General features: G+C 69.8%; 15 protein-coding genes. 12 read left to right on the forward strand and 3 right to left on the reverse strand.

What is annotated here, in order from left to right; genetic code table 11:
* The 5 genes from GTW40_RS01685 to GTW40_RS01705 form a co-directional block, all read left to right on the forward strand.
* Window positions 1–525: helix-turn-helix domain-containing protein (locus tag GTW40_RS01685; RefSeq protein ID WP_161178347.1), on the forward strand; the 525-nt coding region annotated here is incomplete at its 5' end.
* 156 nt (window positions 526–681) lie between these two features.
* Entirely contained in the window at window positions 682–1,524 is an 843-nt protein-coding gene (locus GTW40_RS01690) for a nitrilase-related carbon-nitrogen hydrolase (protein ID WP_161178348.1), read from the forward strand.
* A gap of 45 nt (window positions 1,525–1,569) precedes the next feature.
* Window positions 1,570–2,973, forward strand: coding sequence for a dihydropyrimidinase (hydA, locus tag GTW40_RS01695; RefSeq protein WP_161178349.1), 1,404 nt, complete (start codon window positions 1,570–1,572; stop codon window positions 2,971–2,973).
* A gap of 11 nt (window positions 2,974–2,984) precedes the next feature.
* Window positions 2,985–4,004, forward strand: coding sequence for a TIGR03842 family LLM class F420-dependent oxidoreductase (locus GTW40_RS01700; protein WP_161178350.1), 1,020 nt, complete (start codon window positions 2,985–2,987; stop codon window positions 4,002–4,004).
* A 211-nt stretch (window positions 4,005–4,215) separates the two neighbouring features.
* On the forward strand, window positions 4,216–5,742 hold the full coding sequence (locus tag GTW40_RS01705) for an NCS1 family nucleobase:cation symporter-1 (protein WP_161178351.1): 1,527 nt from the start codon (window positions 4,216–4,218) through the stop codon (window positions 5,740–5,742).
* A 102-nt stretch (window positions 5,743–5,844) separates the two neighbouring features.
* Here GTW40_RS01705 and GTW40_RS01710 read toward each other — a convergent pair whose 3' ends face one another.
* Entirely contained in the window at window positions 5,845–6,531 is a 687-nt protein-coding gene (locus tag GTW40_RS01710) for a hypothetical protein (protein ID WP_161178352.1), read from the reverse strand.
* Between the two features lie 305 nt (window positions 6,532–6,836).
* On the opposite strand from GTW40_RS01710, the gene GTW40_RS01715 reads away from it, so the two are divergent.
* The 7 genes from GTW40_RS01715 to GTW40_RS01745 all read left to right on the forward strand — a co-directional run bounded on the left by GTW40_RS01715 (window position 6,837) and on the right by GTW40_RS01745 (window position 14,703).
* Entirely contained in the window at window positions 6,837–7,994 is a 1,158-nt protein-coding gene (locus tag GTW40_RS01715; protein WP_161178353.1) for an alpha-lytic protease prodomain-containing protein, read from the forward strand.
* A 121-nt stretch (window positions 7,995–8,115) separates the two neighbouring features.
* Window positions 8,116–8,628, forward strand: coding sequence for an SRPBCC family protein (locus tag GTW40_RS01720; protein ID WP_161178354.1), 513 nt, complete (start codon window positions 8,116–8,118; stop codon window positions 8,626–8,628).
* Between the two features lie 160 nt (window positions 8,629–8,788).
* Complete coding sequence (locus tag GTW40_RS01725) at window positions 8,789–10,660, forward strand: gamma-glutamyltransferase (protein ID WP_161178355.1); 1,872 nt, start codon at window positions 8,789–8,791, stop codon at window positions 10,658–10,660.
* A gap of 113 nt (window positions 10,661–10,773) precedes the next feature.
* Window positions 10,774–11,619, forward strand: a complete 846-nt coding sequence (locus GTW40_RS01730) for an inositol monophosphatase family protein (protein ID WP_161178356.1) — start codon at window positions 10,774–10,776, stop codon at window positions 11,617–11,619.
* Between the two features lie 200 nt (window positions 11,620–11,819).
* Window positions 11,820–13,229: an NAD(P)/FAD-dependent oxidoreductase gene (locus GTW40_RS01735; RefSeq protein WP_161178357.1), complete on the forward strand. Its 1,410-nt coding sequence runs from the start codon at window positions 11,820–11,822 to the stop codon at window positions 13,227–13,229.
* Entirely contained in the window at window positions 13,226–13,750 is a 525-nt protein-coding gene (locus tag GTW40_RS01740; protein WP_161178358.1) for an O-acetyl-ADP-ribose deacetylase, read from the forward strand. The genes GTW40_RS01735 and GTW40_RS01740 overlap by 4 nt, the downstream gene beginning before the upstream one ends.
* 329 nt (window positions 13,751–14,079) lie before the next feature.
* Complete coding sequence (locus GTW40_RS01745) at window positions 14,080–14,703, forward strand: HEAT repeat domain-containing protein (protein WP_161178359.1); 624 nt, start codon at window positions 14,080–14,082, stop codon at window positions 14,701–14,703.
* Between the two features lie 28 nt (window positions 14,704–14,731).
* On the opposite strand, the gene GTW40_RS01750 is transcribed toward GTW40_RS01745, so the two are convergent.
* Entirely contained in the window at window positions 14,732–15,160 is a 429-nt protein-coding gene (locus GTW40_RS01750; protein ID WP_161178360.1) for a DUF4265 domain-containing protein, read from the reverse strand.
* A 31-nt stretch (window positions 15,161–15,191) separates the two neighbouring features.
* The gene (locus GTW40_RS01755; protein WP_161178361.1) at window positions 15,192–25,823 is read right to left on the reverse strand and encodes a LamG-like jellyroll fold domain-containing protein; all 10,632 of its coding nucleotides are present in this window, start codon (window positions 25,821–25,823) and stop codon (window positions 15,192–15,194) included.
* Window positions 25,824–25,883 lie beyond the last annotated feature (60 nt).

The following is a 25,883-nucleotide window of genomic DNA, read 5'->3' on the forward strand; positions in this document are numbered from 1 at the left end:
GCCGCCCTGCTCAGCCTCGCCCACGACCAGGACGCCGAGGCGCTCACCGCCCGCTTCGCGGCCCGGCTGCGCACGACCGAGCCGGACCTCTCCGTCGCCGCCGCCGAGCCGCGCGAGGTCTGGGACGACGTGCCCGCCGGGCTGCGCGAGGCCCGGCACGTCGCGGACGCCCTCGCGGGCGCCGTCGCCGCCCTGGACCGGCCGCCCGTGATACGGCTGCGGGACGTCCATCTGCGTGGCCTGGTACGGCTGTTGCGCGACGACCCGCAGGTGCAGTCCTTCGCGGAACGGGAGTTGGACGGTCTGCTGTGCGCCGAGGGCGGCGAGCTGCTGAACGTGCTGCGCACCTACCTCGCGACCGGCCGCAACAAGTCCCGCACCGCCCAGCTCCACCACGTCTCGCGGCCCGCCCTCTACCGCCGACTGGAGGCGATACAGACGCGCCTCGGCATCGACCTCGACGACTTCGAGCAGGCGGCCTCGGTGCACATCGCCCTGCTCGCCCACGACGCGCAACAACGTTGAAACACGCCACGACCTGGGAAAACGGCGCTGAAACACGGCCCCGCCGACTCGTGACACGGTGACACGGCCGACCCCCGCACACGTGACACCCTGCCACTCAAAACCGGCCACCCGCCCTTCCTAGGCTCACCCTCACATCGAGCTACGGAGGTCCCGATGAGCCGAGTGATCCGCGCCGCCCTCTTCCAGACGGCCTGGACGGGCGACAAGGAGTCCATGATCCAGGTGCACGAGCAGGCGGCCCGCGACGCCGCCGCCCAGGGCGCCCAAGTCCTCTGCTTCCAGGAGCTGTTCTACGGCCCCTACTTCTGCCAGGTCCAGGACAAGGCGTTCTACGAGTACGCCGAGCAGATCCCCGAGGGCCCCACCGTCCGCCGCTTCCAGGCGCTGGCGAAGGAACTGGGCATCGTCCTCGTCCTGCCCATGTACGAGGAGGAGCAGCCCGGCGTCCTCTACAACACCGCCGCCGTGATCGACGCCGACGGCTCCTACCTCGGCAAGTACCGCAAGACCCACATCCCCCAGGTCCAGGGCTTCTGGGAGAAGTTCTACTTCCGCCCGGGGAACAGCGGCTGGCCCGTCTTCGACACCGCCGTCGGCCGCATCGGCGTCTACATCTGCTACGACCGCCACTTCCCCGAGGGCTGGCGCGCGCTGGGCCTCGCCGGAGCGGAGATCGTCTTCAACCCCTCGGCCACCTCGCGCGGACTCTCCCGCTACCTCTGGCAGTTGGAGCAGCCGGCCGCCGCCGTCGCCAACGAGTACTTCGTCGGCGCGATCAACCGGGTCGGCGTGGAGGACCTCGGCGACAACGACTTCTACGGCACCACGTACTTCGTGGACCCGGAGGCCCAGTTCGTCGGCGAGGTCGCCAGCGACAAGGAGACCGAACTGGTCGTCCGCGACCTCGACATGGCGAAGCTGCGCGAGGTGCGGGACCGGTGGCAGTTCTACCGCGACCGCGAGCCGAACGCGTACGGCCCGCTGACGGCGCCGTAACCAACAGGTCCTGTCCAGAAGGCCGTTCGATCCAGGAGTAGGAGCATGGGCACCCGTACCCTCATCCGCAACGGTCTCGTCATCACCGCCTCCGACGAGATCCACGCCGACGTACTCATCGAGGACGGCCGAATCGCCGCCCTCGCCGCCACCGGCACCCCCGCGGCCGAGGCGTTCACCGCGGACCGGACCATCGACGCGACCGGGAAGTACGTCATCCCCGGCGGCGTCGACGGCCACACCCACATGGAGATGCCGTTCGGCGGCACGTACGCCGCCGACACCTTCGAGACCGGCACCCGCGCCGCAGCCTGGGGCGGGACGACCACGATCGTGGACTTCGCCATCCAGAACGTCGGCGGCACCCTGCGCGAGGGCCTGGACGCCTGGCACCAGAAGGCCGAGGGCAACTGCGCGATCGACTACGGCTTCCACATGATCGTCTCCGACGTGAACCAGGAGACGCTCAAGGAAATGGACCTTCTGGTCGAGGAGGGGGTGACCTCGTTCAAGCAGTTCATGGCCTACCCGGGCGTTTTCTACTCCGACGACGGCCAGATCCTCCGCGCGATGCAGCGCGCCGCCGAGAACGGCGGGCTGATCATGATGCACGCCGAGAACGGCATCGCCATCGACGTGCTGGTCGAGCAGGCCCTCGCGCGCGGCGAGACCGACCCCCGCTACCACGGCGAGGTCCGCAAGGCCCTCCTGGAGGCGGAGGCCACCCACCGCGCGATCAAGCTCGCCCAGGTCGCCGGCGCCCCGCTCTACGTCGTGCACGTCTCCGCGCAGGAGGCCGTGGCCGAGCTGGCCCGCGCCCGCGACGAGGGGCTGAACGTCTTCGGTGAGACCTGCCCGCAGTACCTGTTCCTGTCCACCGACAACCTCGCCGAGCCGGACTTCGAGGGCGCCAAGTACGTGTGCAGCACGCCGTTGCGGCCGCGCGAGCACCAGTCCGCCCTGTGGCGGGGCCTGCGCACCAACGACCTCCAGGTGGTCTCCACCGACCACTGCCCGTTCTGCTTCTCCGGCCAGAAGGAGCTGGGCCGGGGCGACTTCTCCAAGATCCCCAACGGGATGCCGGGCGTGGAGAACCGCATGGACCTCCTCCACCAGGCCGTGGTCGACGGGCACATCTCGCGCCGCCGCTGGATCGAGATCGCCTGCGCCACCCCGGCCCGCATGTTCGGCATGTACCCGAAGAAGGGCACCATCGCGCCCGGCGCCGACGCCGACGTGGTGATCTACGACCCGCACGCCGAGCAGGTGATCTCCGCCGAGACGCACCACATGAACGTCGACTACTCGGCATACGAGGGCAGGCGGATCACCGGCCGCGTCGAGACCGTGCTCTCGCGCGGTGTGCCCGTGATCACCGAGCGGGAGTACACCGGCCACGCCGGACACGGCGTCTACACCCCGCGCTCCACCTGTCAGTACCTCAACTAGGAGTGGCGCTCATGGACTTCGGACTAGTCCTGCAGACCGATCCGCCTGCCTCCCGCGTCGTCGACCTCATGAAGCGCGCCGAGGCCAACGGCTTCACGTACGGCTGGACCTTCGACTCCGCCGTGCTCTGGCAGGAGCCGTTCGTCATCTACAGCCAGATCCTCGCGAACACCGAGCGGCTGACCGTCGGGCCCATGGTCACCAACCCGGGCACCCGCACCTGGGAGGTCACCGCCTCCACCTTCGCCACCCTGAACGACATGTTCGGCAACCGCACGGTGTGTGGCATCGGCCGGGGCGACTCCGCGATGCGCGTCGCGGGCCGCAAGCCCAACACGCTCGCCCGGATCAGCGAGGCCATGAAGGTCATCCGCGCCCTCGGCCGGGGCGAGGAGGCCGACCTCGGCGGTACCGTCATCCGCTTCCCCTGGACCAAGCCGGACGCCCAACTCCCGGTCTGGATGGCCGCGTACGGCCCCAAGGCGCTGAAGATGACCGGCGAGGAGGCCGACGGCTTCATCCTCCAGCTCGCCGATCTGTACCTCACCGAGTACATGGTGAAGGCGGTCAAGGACGCCGCCGTGGCGGCGGGGCGTGACCCCTCCGAGGTCACCATCTGCGTGGCCGCCCCGGCTTATGTCACCGAGGACGACTCGCCCGAGGCCCTCGCCCACGCCCGCGACCAGTGCCGCTGGTTCGGCGGCATGGTCGGCAACCACGTGGCCGACCTCGTCGCCAAGTACGGCGAGCACTCGGGCCAGGTGCCCGACGAACTCACCGAGTACATCAAGTCCCGCGAGGGCTACGACTACGCTCACCACGGGCGCAGTGGCAACCCCGACACCCAGTTCGTGCCCGACGAGATCGTGGACCGCTTCTGTCTCATCGGCCCCGTCGAACGGCACATCGAGAAGCTGGCCGCGCTGCGCGAGCTGGGCGTCGACCAGTTCGCCGTCTACGACATGCACGACGCGCAGGAGGCGACCATCGACGCCTACGGCACGAAGGTCATCCCGGCGCTCAACGCCTGACCGGCCGCGGTCGGCCCGACCGATCGCAACCGGCCTGACCGATCGCAGCCGGCCCGACCGCCCGCAGTCGGATCGAACTCCCCCTCCCCGCAGGCCCCTTGCGCGGGAGGGGGCGGCCCGGACGCCCGTACGGAACTTACGGACGCACCCCCCAATCGGCGCCACCCGCACGGCCTGTCCCGTCGTCCCACTCATCCGATTGGCCTGTCCCATGACCGACACCGCTCCCACCGCCTCGCCGCCGACCGACCAGGTCACGCTCCCCGACGGCCGGGTGGAGATCCCCGCCGACGCTCCCCAGCCCAGCGGCCGCTTCGCCAACGAGGACCTGCTCCCCGTCCCCGTCGCGAAGCGCACCTGGACCACGTACAACTTCTCCGCGCTGTGGGTCGGCATGGCCCACAACACCGCCTCCTGGACGCTCGCTTCGGGGCTCATCGCGGTCGGCATGGACTGGAAACAGGCGGTGTTCACCATCGCCCTGGCCAACCTGATCGTGCTCGTGCCGATGCTGCTCACCGGGCACGCCGGACCCAAGTACGGCATCCCCTTCCCGGTCTTCGCCCGTGCCTCCTTCGGCATACGCGGCGCCAACCTCCCCGCTGTCGTACGGGCGTTGGTGGCCTGCGGCTGGTTCGGCATCCAGACCTGGATCGGCGGCGAGGCGATCTACTTCCTCGCGGGCAAGCTGATCGGCGACAGCTGGTCGAACGCCTCGCACATCGGCGGCTACGCCTGGACGATGTGGCTCTCCTTCGCCCTCTTCTGGGTGCTCCAAGTCGCCATCATCGTGCGGGGGATGGAGACCATCCGCCGGTTCGAGAACTGGGCCGCGCCCTTCGTCCTGGTCGGCGCCTTCGTGATGCTGTGGTGGATGAGCGTCCAGGCCGGCGGTGTCGGCCCGCTCTTCGACCAGCCCTCCAAGCTGGGCTGGGGCGGCGACTTCTGGAAGCTGTTCTGGCCCTCCCTGATGGGCATGATCGGCTTCTGGTCGACGCTCTCCCTGAACATCCCCGACTTCACCCGCTACGGCCGCAGCCAGCGCGCCCAGACCCGGGGGCAGGCGCTCGGTCTGCCCACGACGATGACCCTGTTCGCCTTCCTGTCGGTCCTCGTCACTTCCGGCTCGCAGGCGGTCTACGGCAAGCCGATCTGGGACCCGGTCCAGCTCGCCGCCAAGACCGACAACGTGGTGGGCCTGCTCTACGCCCTGGTCACCGTGCTCGTCGCGACCCTCTCGGTGAACATCGCGGCCAACCTGGTCTCCCCGGCCTTCGACTTCTCCAACATCGCGCCCCGCAAGGTGAGTTTCCGCACCGGCGCCCTGATCACCGCCGTCCTCGCGGTGCTGATCTTCCCGTGGCGGCTCTACTCCGACCCGCAGGGCTACATCTTCACCTGGCTCGGTCTGGTCGGCGGCCTGCTCGGCACGGTCGCGGGCATCCTGATCGCCGACTACTGGCTGGTGCGCCGTACCCGCCTCGACCTCGCCGACCTCTACCGCGAGGACGGCCGGTACTGGTACGCGGGCGGCTGGAACTGGCGGGCCGTGGTCGCCTTCGTGGTCGGCGGCGTCCTCGCCGTCGGCGGCGCCGACTTCCACCCCCTGATCGACGGCCGCCCCATCCCCTTCCTCAAGCCGCTCGCGGACTACGGCTGGGCGGTCGGGCTGGGCACGTCACTGGTGCTGTACCTGGCGCTGACGGTGGCGACGGGTCGTAAGGAGCAGGAGGCGTAAGGGAGTTGCAGAGCACGGCACCCCGGCGTCGGGCCGGGGTGCCGTGGTGTTGTCCGAGGTGTGCGGCGGCGGCCCAGAGGCGTCGCCGGACGCCGCCTCAGGTCAGCCCGACTTCCCCGCACTGGCCTGGAGGGCCGCCATCGCGGCCTTCGCCGCCTTGATGGCGCCCTTGTTGATCTCGTCGGTGGCGGGCGCCTTCTTGTTCTCGAAGTCGCTGCCGCTGTAGGTGATGACCACCAGGGCGTTGGCAGCACGGGCCATCACCAGGCCCTCGCGGGTCTGCTGCTTGTCCTCGGTGGTGAGGTTCACGACCGAGTAGCCGCTGTCGCCGAGACCGGAGACCACGCCGCCGCCGCTCTTCTCGGTGACGCGCTGCTGGTACTCCTTGGTCGCCTCCTGGTCGGACGGGGTGACCTCGTAGGAGACGTCGAGCCAGCGGTAGTCGAAGCCTTTCAGGGCGTTCCAGGAGCAGGTGCGGCGCAGCGTGGAGTCGGTGGAGGGGATCTCCTTGCCCGCCGTCTTGGCCCCGGGCACAAGGGACTTGATGGTGTCGACGGGCACACCGGTGCACGGCGCGGGTGCCGCTGCGTAGGTCTTCACCGCCGGGGCGGACGAGTCACCGCCACCGCCGTCGGAGGAGGCGGCCGGGGCGGTCTCCTGTCCGGCGGAGCGGTGCTCGGCGGCGGCGGGCGTGGCCGGGCCGGAGGACAGGGTCCAGCCCACGCAGGCCAGCACGACGACGGGGGACAGACGTGCGGTGAGGGCGAGCGGCAGAGGAAGAGATCGCACGGCGCACTTCTCGTGGGGGAGGGGGTGCGGAAGGGTCCGCAGGGTGGACGGAGACGACAGTCTCACACGACTGACCCCGGCGCGGAAGGGCCAACTCGCTGCGTACTCGGCCGGTGACCCAGCCCGTTCAGGAAGGCGCCGTATGCCGGGAATCGCCCGGCCGGCGGGATGTGTGGCGCGGATTCCGTCCGTTGGTATGGACCTGTCATCAAGGGCCGACTAGGCTCTGCCCCGCACAGATGAGAGCGCTCTCAGTCATCCGCTGTTCCACCCCCACCTTGTTGGAACGATGAAGGGCAACTCCCGTGAGACGCAAGCGACTTCTGCGCGCGGCCGGGGCCGCACTCCTCATCCTCGGCGGACTGACGGCGGCCGGTACCGTCCCCGCCACCGCGAACGACTCCGCCACCACCGCGAAGGCCCCCGCCTCCGAGGGCCTGCTCACCGCGATGCGGCACGACTTCGGCCTGACGAGGGAACAGGCCGAGGCCCGCCTCGCCTCGGAACGCGCGGCCACGAAGCTCGACCCCGAGGCCCGCAGGACGGCCGGATCGGCGTACGGCGGCTCCTGGTACGACGCGGACAGCGGACGGCTCACCGTGGCCGTCACCGACGCCGCCTCCCCGGCCACCCGCGCGGCCCTGCGCGACGCCGGTGCCACGGTCCGCACCGTCCGCCACAGCGCCCGTGAACTGGACGCGGCGAAGGCCCGCATCGACCGGCTCAAGGCCCCGTCGGGCGTGAGCAGTTGGCACGTCGACCCCCAGGCGGGCACCGTCGTCGTCGACGTGGTGCGCGGCCGGAGTGCCGACAACGATGTCCAGCGCTTCCTGGCGAACGCCCGCGCGGCCGGACCTGTCACCGTCGAGACCGTCTCCAAGGCCGCGGGCACCCTCGCCGCGGGCACTGTCGGCGGCGACCCCTACTACACCGGCAACGTCCGCTGCTCCATAGGCTTCTCGGTCTACGGCGGCTTCGTCACCGCCGGACACTGCGGCCAGCCCTCCGCCGCCGTCTACGGCTGGGACCGCTCCTACGTCGGCAACTTCCAGGGCTCGTCCTTCCCGGACAACGACTACGCCTGGGTCAACGTCGGCAGCGGCTGGTGGACCGTACCCGTCGTCCTCGGCTGGGGCACCGTCTCCGACCAACTGGTGCGCGGCTCCAACGTGGCACCGCCCGGCACCTCCATCTGCCGCTCCGGCTCCACCACCCACTGGCACTGCGGCACCGTCCTCGCCCTCAACGAGACGGTCAACTACAGCCAGGGAGCGGTCCGTCAGCTGACCAAGACGAACGTCTGCGCCGAAGGCGGCGACTCCGGCGGCTCGTTCATCAGCGGCGACCAGGCCCAGGGCGTCACCTCCGGCGGCTGGGGCAACTGCTCCAGCGGCGGCGAGACCTGGTTCCAGCCGATCAACGAGATCCTGAACCGGTATGGGTTGACGCTGCACACGGCCTGACCGCGATCCGCAGGGGCCCCGCCGGTCGTGCGACACCGGTGGGGCTCCTCCGTGTTTCCCCGCGCTCCGGCACATACTTCGGTCATCGGTCTTCGACAACTCAGGAACTCAAGGAGAAGAGATGCGACTTGTCGACGTTCCCCGCGTGGAGTGCGCGACGGAGATAGCCGCCGACCCGAAGCGGGTGTGGGCACTCGTGTCGGACATCTCCACACCGGCCCGCCACAGCCCGGAACTCCAGGAGGTGGAGTGGCTCGACGGGGCCGAGGAACCGGCCGTCGGCGCGTGTTTCTCCGGCCGCAACCACAACGACGTGCTGGGCGAGTGGCGTACGGTCAGCCGCATCGCGCAGTTCGCCGAGCCCCGGGTCTTCGCCTGGGAGGTCGTCCGCTACAACGACCGTGATCTCGGTGGGCCGTTGACGATCTGGACGTTCACCCTGGAGCCGCTCACGGACGGCGCGGGCACCCGGTTGCGGCACGGGATGCGCCTCGGCCCCGGTCGTGGCCCGCTGAACGCCTTCGTCGAGCGGTACCCGGAGCGGGAGGAGCAGATCGTCGACGGCCGCCTCGCCCTGCTCCGCACGGGGATCGAGAAGACGTTGGCCGGGGTGAAGGCCGAGGCGGAATCGTGAGCCTGGCCTGAAGTGGGGCTCGGGGCCGGGCGGGGCGCGCTCGGTGTGTCGGCGGGGCGGGCGGGGCGTGGCTGACGCGCGAGCGGTGCGTGGTTGACGTGCGGGCCGCCGGGCGGAAAGTCTCGTTCCGCAGGCGCAGGTCACGCAGACGGGAGACCTCATGTTCACCACCCGCCCCACGCTCCAGGGCACCTTCGGCATGCTCTCCTCCACGCACTGGCTCGCCTCCCAGTCCGCGATGGCCGTGCTGGAGGACGGGGGCAACGCCTTCGACGCGGCCGTGGCGGGGGCGTTCGTGCTGCACGTGGTCGAGCCGCATCTGAACGGCCCCGCGGGGGAGGTGCCCATCCTGCTCGCCCCGGCCGGTGGCGAGGTCCGCGTACTGTGCGGGCAGGGTGTCGCCCCGGCCGGGGCCACGGTCGCGCACTATCGGGGGCTCGGCCTCGACCTCGTACCCGGCACCGGCCCGCTCGCCGCCGCCGTACCGGGCGCCTTCGACGCATGGCTGCTGCTCCTGCGCGACCACGGCACCAAGTCCCTTGAGGACGTACTGAAGTACGCCATCGGGTACGCCGAGCATGGACACCCGGCCGTCGAGAACGTCGGCGTGGCCGTGGAGAGCGTGCGGGAGCTGTTGGAGACCGAGTGGACCTCCTCGGCCGAGGTGTATCTGCCCGGCGGCACCTCGCCCCGCCCCGGCGAACTGCTGCGCAACCCCGCCCTCGCCGCCACCTGGAAGCGCCTCCTCGCCGAGACCGCCCACGCGGGCGACCGCGAGGCCCGCATCGACGCTGCCCGGGAGGTGTGGCGCACCGGCTTCATCGCCGAGGCCCTGCTGCGCCAGTCCCGTCGCCCCACCCTGGACACCAGCGGCGAACGCCACACCGGCACGCTCACCGAAGCGGACCTGGCCGACTGGTCCGCGTCGTACGAGGAGCCGGTCACCTACGACTGGAACGGCTGGACCGTGTGCAAGGCGGGCCCCTGGAGCCAGGGCCCCGTCTTCCTGCAGCAACTTGCCTTGCTCCCTTCGGAGTTGCCCGCGTACGGCTCCGCCGAGTACGTCCACCTGCTCATCGAGAACTGCAAGCTCGCCATGGCCGACCGGGAGGCGTGGTACGGCGATGCCGCCCAAGTCCCTGTCGTCGAGCTGCTGTCGGGGGAGTACAACGCCGGGCGGCGGGGGCTGGTGGGGGAGTTGGCGTCGTACGAGCTGCGGCCGGGGGCGGTGGGTGGTCGGGCGCCGCGTCTGCCCGTGCGGGCGGGGATGAGGGGGGACGCGGGTGCGGGGAGTGCGCCGGGGGCGGGGGAGCCGACCGTGGGGTTGGGCGGTGTGGGGGAGCCGATGATCGGGGCAGCCGGGGCAGCCGGGGAGACCGCTGTGTCCGCGATGTCCGGTGAACCGCGCGTGAGTGCCGACGGGGCCACCCGGGGCGACACCTGTCACCTCGACGTGGTGGACCGCTGGGGCAACATGATCGCGGCGACGCCCAGTGGCGGCTGGCTCCAGTCCAACCCCGTCGTGCCCGAACTCGGCTTCCCGCTCGGCACCAGGCTTCAGATGGCCTGGCTGGAGGAGGGCCTGCCCAACTCCCTGACGCCGGGCCGCCGCCCCCGGACCACCCTCACCCCCTCGCTCGTGCTGCGTGACGGCGTCCCCGTGCTCGCCTTCGGCACCCCCGGCGGCGACCAGCAGGACCAGTGGCAGCTGCACTTCTTCCTCGCCGTCGCGTTGCGCGCCCCGGTGCGCGGCGCCCTCGACCTCCAGGGCGCCATCGACGCCCCGAACTGGCACAACGACGGCTTCCCCAGTTCCTTCCACCCCCGGACGAGCCGTCCGGGCAGCGTGACGGTCGAGTCCCGGATGCCGGAGGCCGTGGTCGCGGAGCTGCGGCGCCGGGGGCACGACGTGACCGTGGGGCCCGCGTGGTCGGAGGGGCGGCTGTGCGCGGTCGCGCGCGATCCCCGGACGGGCGTGCTGTCGGCGGCCGCGAACCCGCGGGGGATGCAGGGGTACGCGGTGGGCCGCTGAGATGGGCGTCGGGCGAGGTCTCCACCAGTTGTCCACAAGCCGCTGACCAGGCGTTTTCCGGGTTGTCCACAGCCTGACGGGGGAATGGCGGCCGGGCGTGTTCTCATGGACACATGATCGACGACACGGAAGCCCTCGAAGAGTTTCTCGCCCGGCACTCCGCCGATGTGGAGGAGGCGATCCGCAAGGCGGCCGCGGCCGAGATCCTGCCCCGCTTCCGCAGACTCGCCGCGCACGAGGTCGACCAGAAGAGCGGCCCGCACGATCTGGTCACGGACGCCGACCGGCTCGCCGAGCGCCGCCTCGCCGCCGACCTGTGCGCCCTGCTGCCCGGCTCGGTCGCCGTCGGCGAGGAGGCGGTGCACGCGAACCCGGCGTCGTACGAGGCGATCAAGGGCGACGCCCCGGTCTGGATCATCGACCCGGTCGACGGCACCCGGCACTTCGTGCACGGCAAGGACGGCTTCTGCACCCTGGTCGCGCTCGCGTACCGGGGCACCGTGCTCGCCTCCTGGACGTACGCGCCGGTCCGCGACCAGATGGCCACCGCGGTGCGCGGCAAGGGCGCCTATCTCGACGGGGAGCGCCTGTTCGCCGGACCGCCCGAGCCCGGCCGGGACCTGACCGTCGCCGTGTCCCACCCCGACTACACCACCGAGGAACAGAAGCGCGCGCTGCGTGCCCTGTGGACCGACGGCGTCGCCCCGCGCTCCTGCGGCTCGGCCGGCCTGGAGTACCTGGCCATCGCCCGGGGCGACACGGACGCCGTCGCCTTCTCCTGGGAGGCCGCCTGGGACCACGCGGCGGGCCTGCTGCTCGTCGAGGAGGCGGGCGGCGCCCATCTCACCCTCACCGGCGAGCCGTTCCGCATAACCGGCGGCAACGTCCTGCCGTTCACCGCCGCCCGCGACGCCGCGACCGCGCGCCGCGTGGCCGAACTGCTGCGCACGGGGTCCTGAACCCGGCGGGGCGTCACGTGCCTGGAACGGAGCGGGGGAGCCATCTGCCTGAACGGGGCGGGGAGTCACCCGCCTGAACGGGACGCGCAGCCATCCGCGCCGACAGCGGCGACGCGCCACCCGCCGGGGGAGCGGCGGCCCGCCCGCCTATCCTGATCCGAGTTGCCACCGGCCGACGAGGGGGTCCCATGGTGCCGTCGATGCTCGATGCCGTCGTGGTGGGTGCGGGGCCGAACGGACTGACCGCCGCCGTCGAACTGGCCCGGCGAGGCTTCTCCGTAGCCCTCTTCGAGGCCCGGTCCACCGTCGGCGGCGGCGCCCGCACCGAGGAGCTGACCCTCCCCGGCTTCCGCCACGACCCCTGCTCGGCCGCCCACCCGCTCGGCATCAACTCGCCCGCGTTCCGCGCCCTCCCGCTGGAGCGGTACGGCCTGCGCTGGCTGCACGCCGACCTGCCGATGGCGCACCCGTTCCCCGACGGCAGCGCGGCGGTGCTGGCGAGGTCCGTGGCGGAGACGGCCGCGTCCTTCGGGCCACGCGACGCGGGCGCGTACCGGCGGCTCGTCGCCCCGTTCCTGCCCCGCTGGGACACCCTGATCCGGGACTTCATGTCCCTGCCGTCCACCGCGCTGCCGCGCGACCCGCTCACCCTGGCCCGCTTCGGCCTGGCCGGGCTCCCGCCCGCGACCGCGCTGATGCGCCGCTTCCACGACGAACGCGCCCAAGCCCTCTTCTCCGGCCTGGTCGCCCATGTGATGGCCCCGCTCAACGGCCTCGCCACCGGCGCCATCGGCCTGGTCTTCGCCCTGGCCGCGCACGCCCGGGGCTGGCCGGTGGCCGAGGGCGGCTCCCAGTCGATCTCCGACGCGCTCGCGGCGTACCTGAAGGACCTCGGCGGCGCCGTGCACACCGACTACGAGGTCAAACGCCTGGACGACCTCCCGCCCGCCCGCGCCTACGTCTTCGACACCTCACCCACCGCGCTCGCCCGCATCGCGGGCTTCGGCGGCTACTACGACCACTACCGCTACGGCCCCAGCGTCTTCAAGATCGACTACGCGCTGGACGGCCCGGTCCCGTGGACCGCCCCCGAGGCGCGTATCGCGGGCACCGTGCAGATCGGCGCGAGCCGGGCCGAGATCGCCGACGCGCTGCGCGCCGCCTCCCGCGAGGGTCGCGCCCCCGAGAAACCCTTCATGATCACCGTGCAGCCCAGCGTGGCCGATCCCACCCGCGCGCCCGAGGGCAAGCACGTCTTCTGGACCTACGGGCACGTCCCGAACGGCTGGGACGGCGACCTCACGGACGCGATCGAACGCCAGCTGGAGCGGTTCGCCCCCGGCTTCCGCGACCGCGTCCTCGCCCGCGCCACCGCGGGACCCGCCGAGATGGCGGCCCGCAACGCCAACTACGTCGGCGGCGACATCGCCTGCGGCGCGGCCTCCGGCCTCCAGCTCCTGCTGCGCCCCCGGCTGACGGCGTTCCCGTACCGCACCCCGCACCCGGCGGTGTTCCTCTGCTCCTCCGCGACCCCGCCCGGTCCCGGGGTACACGGAATGTCGGGGCACAACGCCGCCAAGGCGGTCTGGAGGAGGCTGAGGCAGAGATGACCACGCTGCGACTCGTCCTGGGTGACATCACCCGCCAGCGCGCCGACGCGATCGTCAACGCGGCCAACTCCTCCCTCCTCGGCGGCGGAGGCGTCGACGGCGCCATCCACCGACGCGGCGGCCCCGCCATCCTGGAAGCCTGCCGCGCCCTGCGCGCCTCCTCCTACGGCCGCGGTCTCGCCACCGGCCACGCCGTCGCCACCCCCGCCGGCCGCCTCGACGCCCTCTGGGTCATCCACACCGTCGGCCCCGTCTGGCAGGGCCCCGACAGCGACCCCGCCCCCCTCGTCTCCTGCTACCGAGAATCCCTCCGCGTCGCCGACGAACTCGGCGCCCGCACGGTCGCGTTCCCCGCGATCTCGACCGGCGTCTACCGCTGGCCCATGGCCGACGCGGCCGCGATCGCCGTGGAATCGGTCCGCCTGACGCCGACGGAGGTGGAGGAGGTCCGGTTCGTCGTGTTCGACGAGGGGGCGTATGGCGCGTACTCCGGTGTGCTCGGCGAGGTCACTGGGGGCTGACGGGGGCCAGGTGGGAGGGTAGGGAGAGGGTGCCCGAATTCTTGAGGGCGTCGAGCCGTGCGCCGGGGGAAACGACCTGCATGTCACTGAGCCCTTTTCAGTAATGTTTGGCTCGTGCTGCGCTGGTCTGTCTACCGCACTCCTTTTCGCGGACCCGTTCCTAGCAGAGCTCCACTCCCGTCTGGTGCTGAGTCGGCATCCCGTGAGCCGGTGCCACCACGCAGGCACCGGCTCACGGGAAGATCCTCTGCCGGGCAGCCGACCCAGACATCACCTATTCACGTTCGTTAGTGTTTGACTCATTGGCAAGACCCTGAGGAGGGTGCGAGATGAAAATGACCTCAGAAAAGGCGCTTATTCAGCTGAGCGACAGAGCATCGGCCAAACGTCGTTCGGCTGCGAAGCGGCTCGGCGAACTGGCGGACGAGGTGGCGGGCCCGGCGCTGCTGCACGCGCTCCAGCGCGAAATCAGCGACAGCCGTACCTGGGAAACCCAGTACGAAATGGTCATGGCTCTAGGGGCTTGCGATTACCGACCCGCCATCTCATTCCTGGCCGAACTGGCTCAGCGGCCGATGGACGACACCGCGCTGTACGTGGCACTGGGTGACTCGATCGTCCGGCTGCGAAGTGCTCAAGAGGGTTACGCAGCCCCGCTGGAATGGTGTATGGATCGCGGAGATCCCTCACTTGTTGACGGCGCCCTTCGTGCCGTAGCGGCAATGCATGCGGACCTCGAAGTCGGGACCGTCGACCGTATCTTGGACTTCCTCGATCCGCTCGATCCCTATGACGGACTCCGTTATTGGGCTGCGGTCGCGGCAACAGAATGGCCCGGTGGCCGAGCCCGTATGTTTCTGGAATCCTGCGCAAAAGGCCCCAGGAGGGACGTGGCCGTCGCCGCGGCCACGTCCCTGGAAAGCCGGTGTCAAGGCCTGAAGGGGCAGCCCTGAATCACCGTCGCCTTTGGTGTATCACAAGTCAGGCTATGTCCTTCCACCAGGTGAGAGGCTCTCCCTGCTCGTCAAACACGTTTCCATATTCCCATTCCACTCCGTCTTCGGGAAGTGTGGCCAAGAGTGACTCGATCGATGGGAACCCGACCCTGACCGGAAAGGTCAGAACCACGAGCGACTCAAGCTCGCCATCGACTCGTCCGCCAATCGTCGCCGCGTTCCCCTTGAAGGATTCGATGACATCGGCGGGAACTCTTGCGTGGAACACTTGGACAGCGATGTTCCCACCCCGCTCGACTACCCTCGCGCTCTTGTTGCGCTCGTCGTACGCGATCACATCACCAGCCGCGATGCCTCTGCAAAATCCAGGCGAAAGGCGGACAAGGTAGTGACCGTCGTCGACGGGGGTGACGGCCACCACTTCATCGGCAGTGGCCCCCTGCTGGGACTCCACCTTGATTCGAATCCCAGTGAAACTGCTGCAGCTAGTCAAATCTTCCGAATCCGGCACCACAACCTCCTCTCTCGGCACATGACTTTCCCTTGGTGGGAGCACCTCGGTTCTGGGCGCTGCTGTTGCACGCAGCCCCTTCTATGCACAGATTCTCCGGCTCCAGGTTTCCTCGCTTACTCCTGGGCACGTTGGCGTGACCTATCTGGACGTTGTCCGGGTTGGTGGTTTTCATTCCGCAACGCCAGCATCGAAGAACACCATCCCCTTCTTTCATGGCTTTGGCGACCATCGCATCACGGATCGAAGTGGGAACGGTCTTCCCCGCCGTCAGTCCGCCACGACTGGCAGCCATCTGAGCAGGCGAAGCGACTTCTCCGTCTCGCAGTACGAAGAGCGGCAGCTGACAGACTTCCGGCTTATCTGTGTCGGCATTGTGAACCAGGACCGGAGTGGCGCCCGCCAGCACATAGTACGTATGCAGCTGCTGAACGGTGAGGTTCCAGCGGTCCGCCGTGCCAGGGGTGACCCGCGTGGTGACGACGTAGGCGTGGCCGTTGGTGGCCGTGTTGAGGGCGTCGCCGTGGTGGAGCTTGCCGGCGGGGACCCAGGAGTGGGTGGTGTCGTTCCAGAAGGGGTGGTTGGAGGTGGTGTGGAGGGTGGCGGTGTGGCCGCCCTTGGTGCGGACGGTGACGTCGAGAAGGTCGTGGTCGTGGTTGACCCAGACGTGCTGGACCTTGCGGGGGCCCTGGTGCTTGCCCGTCTTGGGGTTGGCGGACTCGACCTTGTCGCCGGTCTTGATCTTCCCGATCGCCTTGGTCTTGCCGCCCCCCATCAGGACCTTGGTGTCCGGGGAGAAACTGCACGGGCAGCTGCACGACTTCCCTGCGGAAGACTCACCGTCACCGGCGGCCGACTTCTTCGGCGCCTTGAGGCCACCGCCCTCGCCCGCTTCGCCGGCCTTGGCGGTTCCGCCGGCCGACTTCGGCGCGCCGGAGCTGACCGACTTGGCCGCGGAGGAACCCGCTGCCGCGTCTTCCCCGACAGTGGCGTCGACTGCGGCTGCGCCTCCCGCCGATGCCAGGGTGCCGGCACCGAGGAGGGCTGAACCGCCTTCCGTGATCGCGGCGGTGACACCGCCCGCGATCGCGCCTTCGACGCCTCCGAACGCGGCGCCTTCGAGCATGGCGCCGCCGATGGCGCCGATACAGGCACCGGCAGTGGCGACGATGCAGGCGGCCGCACCGATCGCTGCCACGGTGAGGAGCGTGGCGACGATGGCCGTCTTGTGCTTCTTGATGAACTTGTCCGCGGCCTTCTTGGCCTTCTTCAGCGCACCGCCGATCGCCTTGCCGGCGCTCTTCAGCTTTTTGACGGCGTTGTGGTAATGCCGTGTCGCGGATTTGATCGCGTGGTGCACGACTTGGCGGGCGCGATGGTAGTAGTGCTTGGCGTAGTGATAGATGGCGGGATGGTGATCCCGGACGTATTTGACGGCCTTCTTGGCATAGTGCTTGGTCGCGCCGACGATTCCGTGCTTCTTGACCTGCTTGATGACGTTGTGGATGTGCTTGACGGCGGCCTTGAGATGGCGTCGCACGCTGGAGTGGTGCCAGGCGTGGGATGCCTTCTTCTTGACCTTGTGTGCCACGTGCTTCACCGCGCCCCACAGCGACCAGTGGCCGGTCGGGTCGGTGTTGATCAGCGGGTTGTCGCTGCCGTAGGCGAAGCGGTCGGCGTTGACCGAGTCGGGGACGGGGCTGTTGGCGACGGTGTCACGGGAGGTGAACTGACCGGTGTTGGGGTTGTACCAACGCGCGGCCATGTCGACCTGGGAGGTGTCCGGGTCGGTCCACTCGGACTGGTAGCCCAGGGCCCCGACCATGCTCTGCATGGCGAGGACCTTGCCGAACGGGTCGTAGGTGGTCGATCCGGTCAGGGCCGCGCCGGAGTCGGTGAACTGGCCGACGACGTCGTCGTGGACGTCGGTCATGGCCAGCACCTTGGTGCCGCCGGCGTTGATGCCGAACAGCGCGCCACCGGGGTCGCGGCTGTAGGTGGTGGTGCCGTCGGAGGCGAGGTCGTTGCCGGTGCCGGTGTAGGCGAAGGACTGCTTGGCGGCCCCGATGCCGGCGGTGACCATCCGGTCCAGGCCGTCGTAGGCGTACGTCTTCGTGCCGGAGGTGATCACCCGGTTGAAGGCGTCGGCGGTCGTGGCGATGTTCTGGCCCTGCGTGTCGGTGACCGAGCGCAGGGTGCCGCGGGCCGTGTAGCTGTAGTCGCTGTGCCCGTCGTAGGTCAGTTCGTTGCGGGCGTTGTAGGTGTAGGTGTCCGCTCCGACCCGGGTGCGGTTGCCCGCGCCGTCGTAGCCGTAGGTGGCGGTGGTGGTGCCGTTGTTCCAGGAGGTGAGCCGGTCGGCCCAGTCGTAGGTGTAGGTGTTGGACGCGGCCCCCGCGAATCCGGTCGTGGTCTTGGAGGTCTCGTTGTCGTTCAGGTCGTAGCCGTAGGCGATCGACGCCTCGGTCCCGCCCGCCGGCTTGGTCAGGGTGTCGCTGGTGAGCCGGTGCGCCCAGTCGTACTGGAGAGCGCGGCTCGCCTTGCCGGTGCCGTAGGAGATGGCCGTCGGCAGCGACATCTGGTTGTAGCTGACGGTGGCGGTGGACCCGGTGGTGGCGTCGTTGATGGTCTTCAGTCGGCCCGCGGTGTCGTAGCCGTAGGTGGAGGTGCCCGCCGCGTCGGTGCGCCTGGTCATCTGCCCGTCGCCGCTGTAGGCGAAGGAAGAGGTACCTGACGGTCCGTCGGTGCTCAGCAGGTCGCCGCGGTCGTCGTAGGTGAAGGTGTCGTCCGAGCCGGGGGCGGCGGCGGAGGTGACGCGTCCGTCGGCGTCGTAGCCGAAGGTGTGGTCCGCGGTCGTCGCCTCGGCGCCACTGCCGGTCTGCCTGGTCAGGTCTCCTGTGGTCGGGTCGTAGGAGTCGGTGACGGCCACGCCGCCGGGGGACGTCTGCTGCGTCACCCGCGCGTCGGCGTCGTAGGCGGTGGTGTAGGTGCGGTCCGCGACGGCCGGGTAGGCCGGCGTGGACGGTTCGATCTGCGACTCCGGCAGGCCCCACTTGTTGTACGTGGTCAGCCAGTCGTGTCCGGCCACGGGGTTGCCCGAGGCGTCGTAGCCGTTGCCATCGGTGAACCGGGTGAGGTTGCCCACCGGGTCGTATCCGAACGAGGTGGTGATCGACTGTCCGGCCGCGACCGGCTGTACCTCCTTGGTCACCATGCCCGTCGCGTCGTAGGCGAGGGTGGTGGTGTGGCCGTTGCCGTCGGTGGAGGACGTCAGGTTGCCCGCAGGGTCGTACTGCGCGGAGGTGGTGCGGCGCAGCATCGAGGTCGCGTCGTACTCCCCGGTGCCGACTTCGTTGCCGAAGGAGTCGTAGGTGCTCGTCGAGAAGGTGCCGTCCGGGTTGGTGACCTTGGTCGGGCGGCCGTCCAGGTCGTAGGAGTACTGGGTGGTGTTGTTCGCGCCGTCCACGACCGTGGTCTGCTCACCGGCCGCGTTGTAGGTGAACGACGTGGTCACACCGTTCGGCGACACCGACGAGGACAGCAGGGCGCCGGGGGCGTCGTAGTGGTTGGTGGTGGTGTACGCGGACTGGGAGGGCCGGCGCTCGACCTGGGTGGAGGTGAGCTGGTGGCCCAGGTAGTCGTAGGTGGCCTGGGCCACCGCGCCGGTGGGGTCGGTCACCGACAGCACGTCGCCGTTGGTGTCGTAGACGGAGTGGGCCGTGCGTCCGCCCGGCAGTGTCTCGTCGACCTGGTCGCCGAGCTGGTCGTAGGTGTACGAGGTGACCTTGCCCAGCGCGTCGGTCTCGCTGGTGATCTGACCGGCCGTGTTGTACTGCGTGGTCGTCACCGGCGTGATCGGCGTCGAGGAGCCCGGCGGCGTGTACGAGGGCAGGGTCTGTGAGACCTGCTGGCCCAGTGGGTCGTACCCGGTCGTGACGACGTTGCCGCTCGGGTCCTTGGTCTCCGCCACGTCGCCGAAGGTGTTGTAACCGGTGTACATCACCGGGTGCGAGGCATTGACGGTCGAGGTGCCCGTGGCCGCGTCGACCGTCTCCGAGTTCGCCGTCGGCGCCGTCGCGACCGCGGGGTTCCCCGCCTCGTCATAGGCGTAGGACGTGACGTTGCCGTTCGCGTCGGCCTCCCAGACCGGGAGTCCTCGCTGGTCCAGGTCCGCCCGTGTGGTGTGCACGGTCGAGTTCGCCGCGGGGAGCGTTCCGCCGTACAGGCTGGAGACCTGCGCGGGGGACAGTGCGCTGGAGTAGGCCTGGACGTCGGCGACCGAGCCGTTGGCGAACTCGCCCCAGCTGCCCGCGCTCAGTTTGCGGGCGATGTCGAAGCTTCCGGTGGCGTTCCAGGGAGTGGTGAAGGCCTTGGTGCCGGCCAGGGTTCCGTTGACGTAGAGGCTGAACTGGCTCGCGCCGGCGTCGTAGACACCGGTCAGGTGGGTCCACTGGCCCACGGTGGGAGTGCCGCCGTAAGCGGCGGTCCAGGTGGCACTGGCCGTGTCGCCGGAGTGACCGCCGAAGGCCCAGCTGTTGGACCCGGAGGAGTAGTACAGCTGGAAGGCGCTGGTGGTGGCGCTGTTCTGGGAGAGGAAGGTGGAGTTGCTCGCCGCGGAGCCGAGCTTGACCCACGCGGAGACGGTGTAGCTGGTCGCGGTGTCCAGGACGGGACTCGAGGTCTCGGCGTAGGAGGCGGAGGTCCCGTTGAACACGGCGCTGCCGCCGTGGTCGGTGGACCTCGTCACCGCGCTCGTGGCGGTCGCGGGGTTGTTCGCTCCCGAGGAGTCCGCCGCGTTGGTGCCGGAGGTCTCGTTGAACTTCCAGCGGCCGACCGGCGCGGTGGTGCCGTCGTGCACCGTGGACGAGAGGGTGTTGCCGAGCGCGTCGTAGGAGTAGGACGTCGTCTCCGGCGCACCGGACGCGCCGGTGTGCGTGGACGTGACCACGTGGTCGTCCGGGTCGTACGACACCGTGTCGCTGCGGTTGACGCCCGAGGGGTCCAGCGTCGTCGTCGTGGTGCGGGACGCCGCGTCCACCGCGTAGGTGGTCGTGGTCGCGCCGTCGTTCGAGATTTCCTTGATCAGGTTGTCGGCCGCGTCATAGGTGTTGGCCTGCTCCACGAACGACTTGGGGTGCGCCGGGTCCGTCACCGCGTCCGTGCGCGTGATCGTCACCGGGAGCCCGTTGTCCGTGTAGGTGTAGGACGTCGTGAAGCCCATCGAGTCCGTGACCGAGGAAAGACGTCCCGCCGGGTCGTACGCGCGCGAGTCCAGCGTCAGGGTGCGCGCGGCGGAGGGGTTGTCCGGGTCGCCGATGTAGCCGGGCTGAGTGGTGATGATCCCGCGGTTGTCGGCGTCGAAGGTGTAGTCCGTCTCGTTGCCGGACGGGTCCACCTCCTTGACCGCGTTGCCGTACACGTCATACGTGTAGGTCGTGGTCTGGAGCGTCTTGTCCGTGCCGTCGGCGTTGAAGGCCGACACCTCCGACTGGGTGGCCATGTGGTTGCCCGAGTCGTACGTCCACTCCGTGCGCCGCGGGCCGTCCCCGCCGGTCAGGTCCTTGACCGTCTCGAGGGCCGGGTTGCCGTCGACGTCGTAGACCGTCGTCGTCTGCGCGGTGTGGGTCGCACCCGTGACGCGGTTGGTGACGCCCGGGGCGGTCTCGGAGGTGACCTGGTCGTCCTTGTCGTACGCGTACGACGTCGTCAGACCCGACGGGTAGCTGTCGGAGAACTCGGTCCTGGTCAGCTTCCGGCCGATGTTGTCGTAACCGAATGCCACCGACGCGCCGTTGGCGTCGGTCTGCCGCGCCAGATCACCGTTGTGGTTGTACGAGTACGTCGTCGTCGCCCCACCCGGCGTCACCGTCGACGCCTCCAGATACGCCGGCGCGTTCCCGCTGTCCGCCGCGGGCGTGGTCGACGTGGTGTACGTCGTGGTGGTGGTGCGGCCGCTGGGGAAGCCGGGGACCGGTGGGGTGGTGACCGTCGTCTGGTTGCCGTACTGGTCGTAGGCGTAGCTCGTCAGGTACGTGTTGTCCGTGGGGCCCGAGGAGCGGCCGTCGCGCTCGGTCAGGAGCAGGTCGTTGCGCGGGTCCGGCGTGGGGTTCGCGGTGGTGTCGTCCGGATAGTAGGTGTAGTAGTCCGTCTCGCAGAGGTTCTGTGCCTGGTTCTGGCACGTCGTCTTGGAGACCACGTTGCCGCGCACGTCGTGCCCGGTGGTGGTGGTGTTCCCGTCCGGGTCGGTGGTGGTGTAGAGGAAGCCGGAGGTGTCGTAGCCGTAGGTGGTGCGGTTACCGAGGGCGTCGGTCTGGTAGAGGACGCGGTCGCCGTTGTCGACGTCGTAGCCGTAGGTGATGTACTTCGTCGACCCGTCGGTGGTCGGCACCTGGATCTGCACCGTGCGCACCGGGGCGACGCCGGAGGAGGACTTGAACGCCGTCCACTCCTGCGACACCTGGGCGGCGCTCAGCGCCGAGCGGAAGACGGCGACGTCACCGAGCGAGCCGTTCCAGTAGTCGGTCTGGCTGCCCGCGTAGAGCGCGCGGCCGATCTGCAGGGAGCCGGTGGCGGACCACACGTTGGGCCGTGCGACCGTGCCCTGGAGCGTGCCGTTGACGTAGAGCGAGAGCAGGCCGGTCGAGGCGTCGTAGGTGGCCGCGAGGTGGGTCCACTGGCCGGTCGTCGCGGTGGCGGTCGAGTACACGGCCTGGGTGGTCAGGTTGCCGCTGGAGGAGTCCGCCGTCGGTACGCGCAGCGCCCACTTGTTCTGGCTGTGCTCGTAGCCGAGGTAGAACCCGGCGTGGTACGTGCCGTCCTGGCTGACGGCCGTGTAGTTGCGCGTGTTGGTGCTGAGGTTGACCCAGGCCGAGACGCTGAAGTTCTTGGAGGTGTCGACCTCCGACCTGCCCGGACTGGCGTAGGAACTGGAGGCGTTGGCGAACGTCGCCGCCTTCACGTCGGCGGCGCTGTACGGCCCGGCCGTGCCGAGGGTGACGTTGTTGTAGGTGGCGCGGCCGGTGTTGACCTCGTTGGCCGCGGAGGACCCGGAGGAGTCGCTCAGCCGCCAGTAACCGGAGGGCCCGGCGCCCATCACCGAGGAGCGGTAGACCTGGGAGGACCCGGTCACCGTCGGCGGGACCAGCTTCCACACGCCGCCGTTGTTGTCCGTCTCCTGGGAGATGGTGTCGTCGACGGCGTTGTACTGCACCGTGTTCTGCGTCTTGCCCGACGGCAGGGTGATGGTCTGGAGCACCTTCGCGGACGCGGTGGCGGCCGTGTACTGGTTGGTGACGGTCGCGGCGTCCAGCGGCTGGTTGAAGATCGCCGCCTCGGCCATCAGGCCGCTGTAGTGCCCGAGGGTGTCGGTGGGCATGTCCGGCCAGCCATGGGTGTCCACGCCCGCGCCGAAGGTGACGTACGGCTGGTTCCACGACCACAGGCTGCCGGCCAGGGTGCCGGACAGGGCGCCGTCGAGGTACATCGACTGGGTGTTGCCCGCGGAGGTGAGGACCACGTGGTGCCAGGCGTTGTTGTTGACCGTGGTCGCGGACTGGATCGGGGCGTTGCAGCCGGCGGTCGTCGCGAAGCAGCCGTGGAGCTTGCCGTTGGTGCCGATGTAGATCGCCGGGGTGTTGTACTTCGTGTTGGCGACCGGGTTGGAGTCGGTCAGCGGCTTGTCACCGTAGTAGAACAGCACCCCGCCGGCCTGCGCCGTCTTGAACCACAGGGACACCGAGGCGTACGTGCGCGTCGCGCCCGGGGTGGACGGTATCGACAGGTACGAGCTGGTGCCGTTGAACGACGCGGCGTGGCTGCTCGCCAGCGGACCGGCCGAGCCCAGGGTGACGTTGTGGTAAGTGCCGTTGAGGTTGCCCTCGTTGGTGTCCACGCCGTCGGTGGCCGTCGTGCCGGACGTCTCGCCCATGCGCCAGTAGGCGAACGGGTCCGCGTCCAGGACCGTGGTGCGGTAGTGGTTGCCGGCCGCGTAGCCGTAGGAGGTGCAGTGCGTGGCGTCAGCGGGCGGGCAGACCTTCGTCAGGTTGTCGCCGCTGTAGCTGTAGCTCCAGGTCGCGACGGTGCTCGAGTCGCCCGCCGTCGAGGGGTCGGTCGCCACCGTCGCCACGTGGGAGACGGTCGCGCCCGAGGGCTTCGACCAGGTGAGGTTCAGCGTCCGGCCGGAGACCTTTGAAGTGATCTTGGTGAGCTGGCCGGAGGTGTAGTCGAAGGTCTCCGCGCGGCCCGCGTAGTCCGTGATCGAGGTGATCGCGTACGCGCCGGTCCTGCCCGTGATCCCTGTCTGGAAGAGATAGGCGGTGTCGTCCTTGTCGACCAGCTTGTAACCGGCGGACGGTGTGGTGGTCGCGGTCAGCGAGGCCCAGCGTCCCGGCGGCGGGGTGAAGGAACCGTCGGCGTTCTTGCCGAAGCCGACCTGCGAGCCGTCGGGGTAGGTGATGTTGACACTCGTCACCGCGCCCGAGGAGTCCTTGGCCTCCGCGGCCTCCATGTCCGCGACCGTCGACCAGCCCGCGCCGAACGCGCCGTCCACGCGCGGGTCCAGGGAGTTGTAGTCACGCTCGACCGACAGCGAGGGGCCCACCGTCTGCACGTCGGCGTCGGTGTCGGAGGTGGTGTAGTTGCCGACGGCCGGGTCGAAGTCGTGTCCGTCGGTGTTCTGCGACAGGCCCGAGGTCACGGCGGGCTGCGGCACCACGGCCGTGATCTCGCTCTGCGTCCACGGCGAGTAGAGCAGGCTGTCGTAGGTGCGCACCTGCCACAGATAGGTGCTGCCCCAGGCCATCTTCCCCGAGGGGACGGTCCAGTCGCCGCCGCTGATCAGCCCCGAGTCGGAGATCACCGCACCGGTGGAGGCGTTCAGGAGCTGGAACTGGTACTTCAGCGCCGAGCCCGGGTAGTTGTCCGAGTCGTAGCCGTACGCCACCAGTTCCGGCTTCAGCGTCTGGGCGTTGTAGTTGTCCGGCGGGTACGAGGCGTCGATCTGCGGCGCCGTGTTCGCCGTCATCGTCAGGTCGAGATAGGGGCGGTAGCCGGAGGGGGCGTTGACCGAGTCGAACTGCTTCCAGTGCAGGCCGTCGTCGGTGGGCGCGTACAGCGCGAGGCCGTGGTTGCTCTTGGTGCCGTCGGCTATGCCGTTGAACCAGGCGCTGTCCAGCGGCACCGTCATCCACGCGCCCGTGGTCCGCGTCCCGTTGTTGTTGGTGCACGCCGCGCCCGGGTTGGCGGTGACCTGTCCCAGCGCGGTGCTGTCCCACGCCGGGCCCGGGTAGGACGTGACCGCCGAACCCGACCACGAGGCGCTGATCGGGGCGACGGAGAACTGCTCCGGAGTGCAGGTCGCGGCCCAGATGTCGAACAGGTGCAGACTGGACGCCGATATGGACTGACCGCTGACCATGTCGGTCAGGCCCGTCAGATGCAGGAACGAGTTCGCGCTGTGCGAGCCGGAGTCGTAGGAACCGACCTTCAGCACGTCCTCGGTCGAGTGGTCACCGGTGCCGCCGGACTCGGCGTACGTGCTGTCGCTCACGGCCAGCGTCGGGTCCACGGTGACCGGCCACGCCCGGTCCGGGTCGGCCAGCCACGACGGGTCCGCCGTCATGGTCAGGGTCCAGGCACCGTCGGAGTGCGCGAGGCCGTAGTCGACCGCGCGCGAGGTCGCCGCTTCCCCGGACTTGGGGTTCACGCTCGCGTCCTGCATGAACGCGTGCGGAATCCGCTGTGCCACGGCACCCGAGGCGTCGGCGAACTCGACCGCCCCGTCGTGGGTGAGCCGGGGCGTCAGGCCCTTGGTGTCGAGCGTGAACGACCACGACGTCGGCGCCTGCGCCGAGGACAGGACGAGCTTCTCCTTCACGCCGTCCGTCAGCGGCACCAGCCTCAGATCCGTGTCCGGCAGCACACCGGCGTACGTCACCGTGCCGTCCGCGTCCGTGCTTCCCGGCACGTCCGCCGCGTCGTTCAGCGCGTACGACACCTGCTGCCCGGCATCCGACTCCACCGACGCGAGCCGCGTGTCCCCGGCCTCGCCGGCCAGGTCCACCGCCACGTCGTTGGCCTTCTCCTGCCAACGGCCGGAGGACTTCACGAGCGTGGTGTCGATCGGCTTCCACGAACCGTCCGGGGCACGGAAGTTGTGACGGGAGAAGTACACCCGCCGGGTCGTCGTGCCGTTCGCGTTGTGGAACAGGTCGACCGTCGCCGACGAGGCGGCGGCGTCACGCCTGCTCGTCGCGGCGACGAACCCGTCACGCCCGTCGGTCACCGCCGCGCCCGTGGCCGACTGCTTCGCACCGCGCCGGTGCCGGGCGTACTCGGCCAGCTCCCCCTTGCCCCGGCCAGGCTTGTGACCGCGCCCGCCCCTGGCCCGGGTCCGCGCCGACGACGCGGTGTGGCCGAGGCCGCTCGCCGAACCGCCCAGCTGCCTGGGCAATTTCAGGGACGAGGAGTGCAACCAGTCCCAGAGCCCCGACATCGACAGCTTCGGCATGCTCACCGCCGACAGCGTCATTCCCTGCGCCATCGCCTCGTCGGCGCTCGGCAGGAACGACAGAATGAAACAGACCACCAGGGTGAGCACACGGGCCGCCATCCGGCGGCGATACAACCAACGCGGCGATCGTGCCGACCGATGACGTGGGACGGGAAACAT

Source organism: Streptomyces sp. SID4985 (assembly GCF_009863025.1).
Taxonomy (GTDB): domain Bacteria; phylum Actinomycetota; class Actinomycetes; order Streptomycetales; family Streptomycetaceae; genus Streptomyces.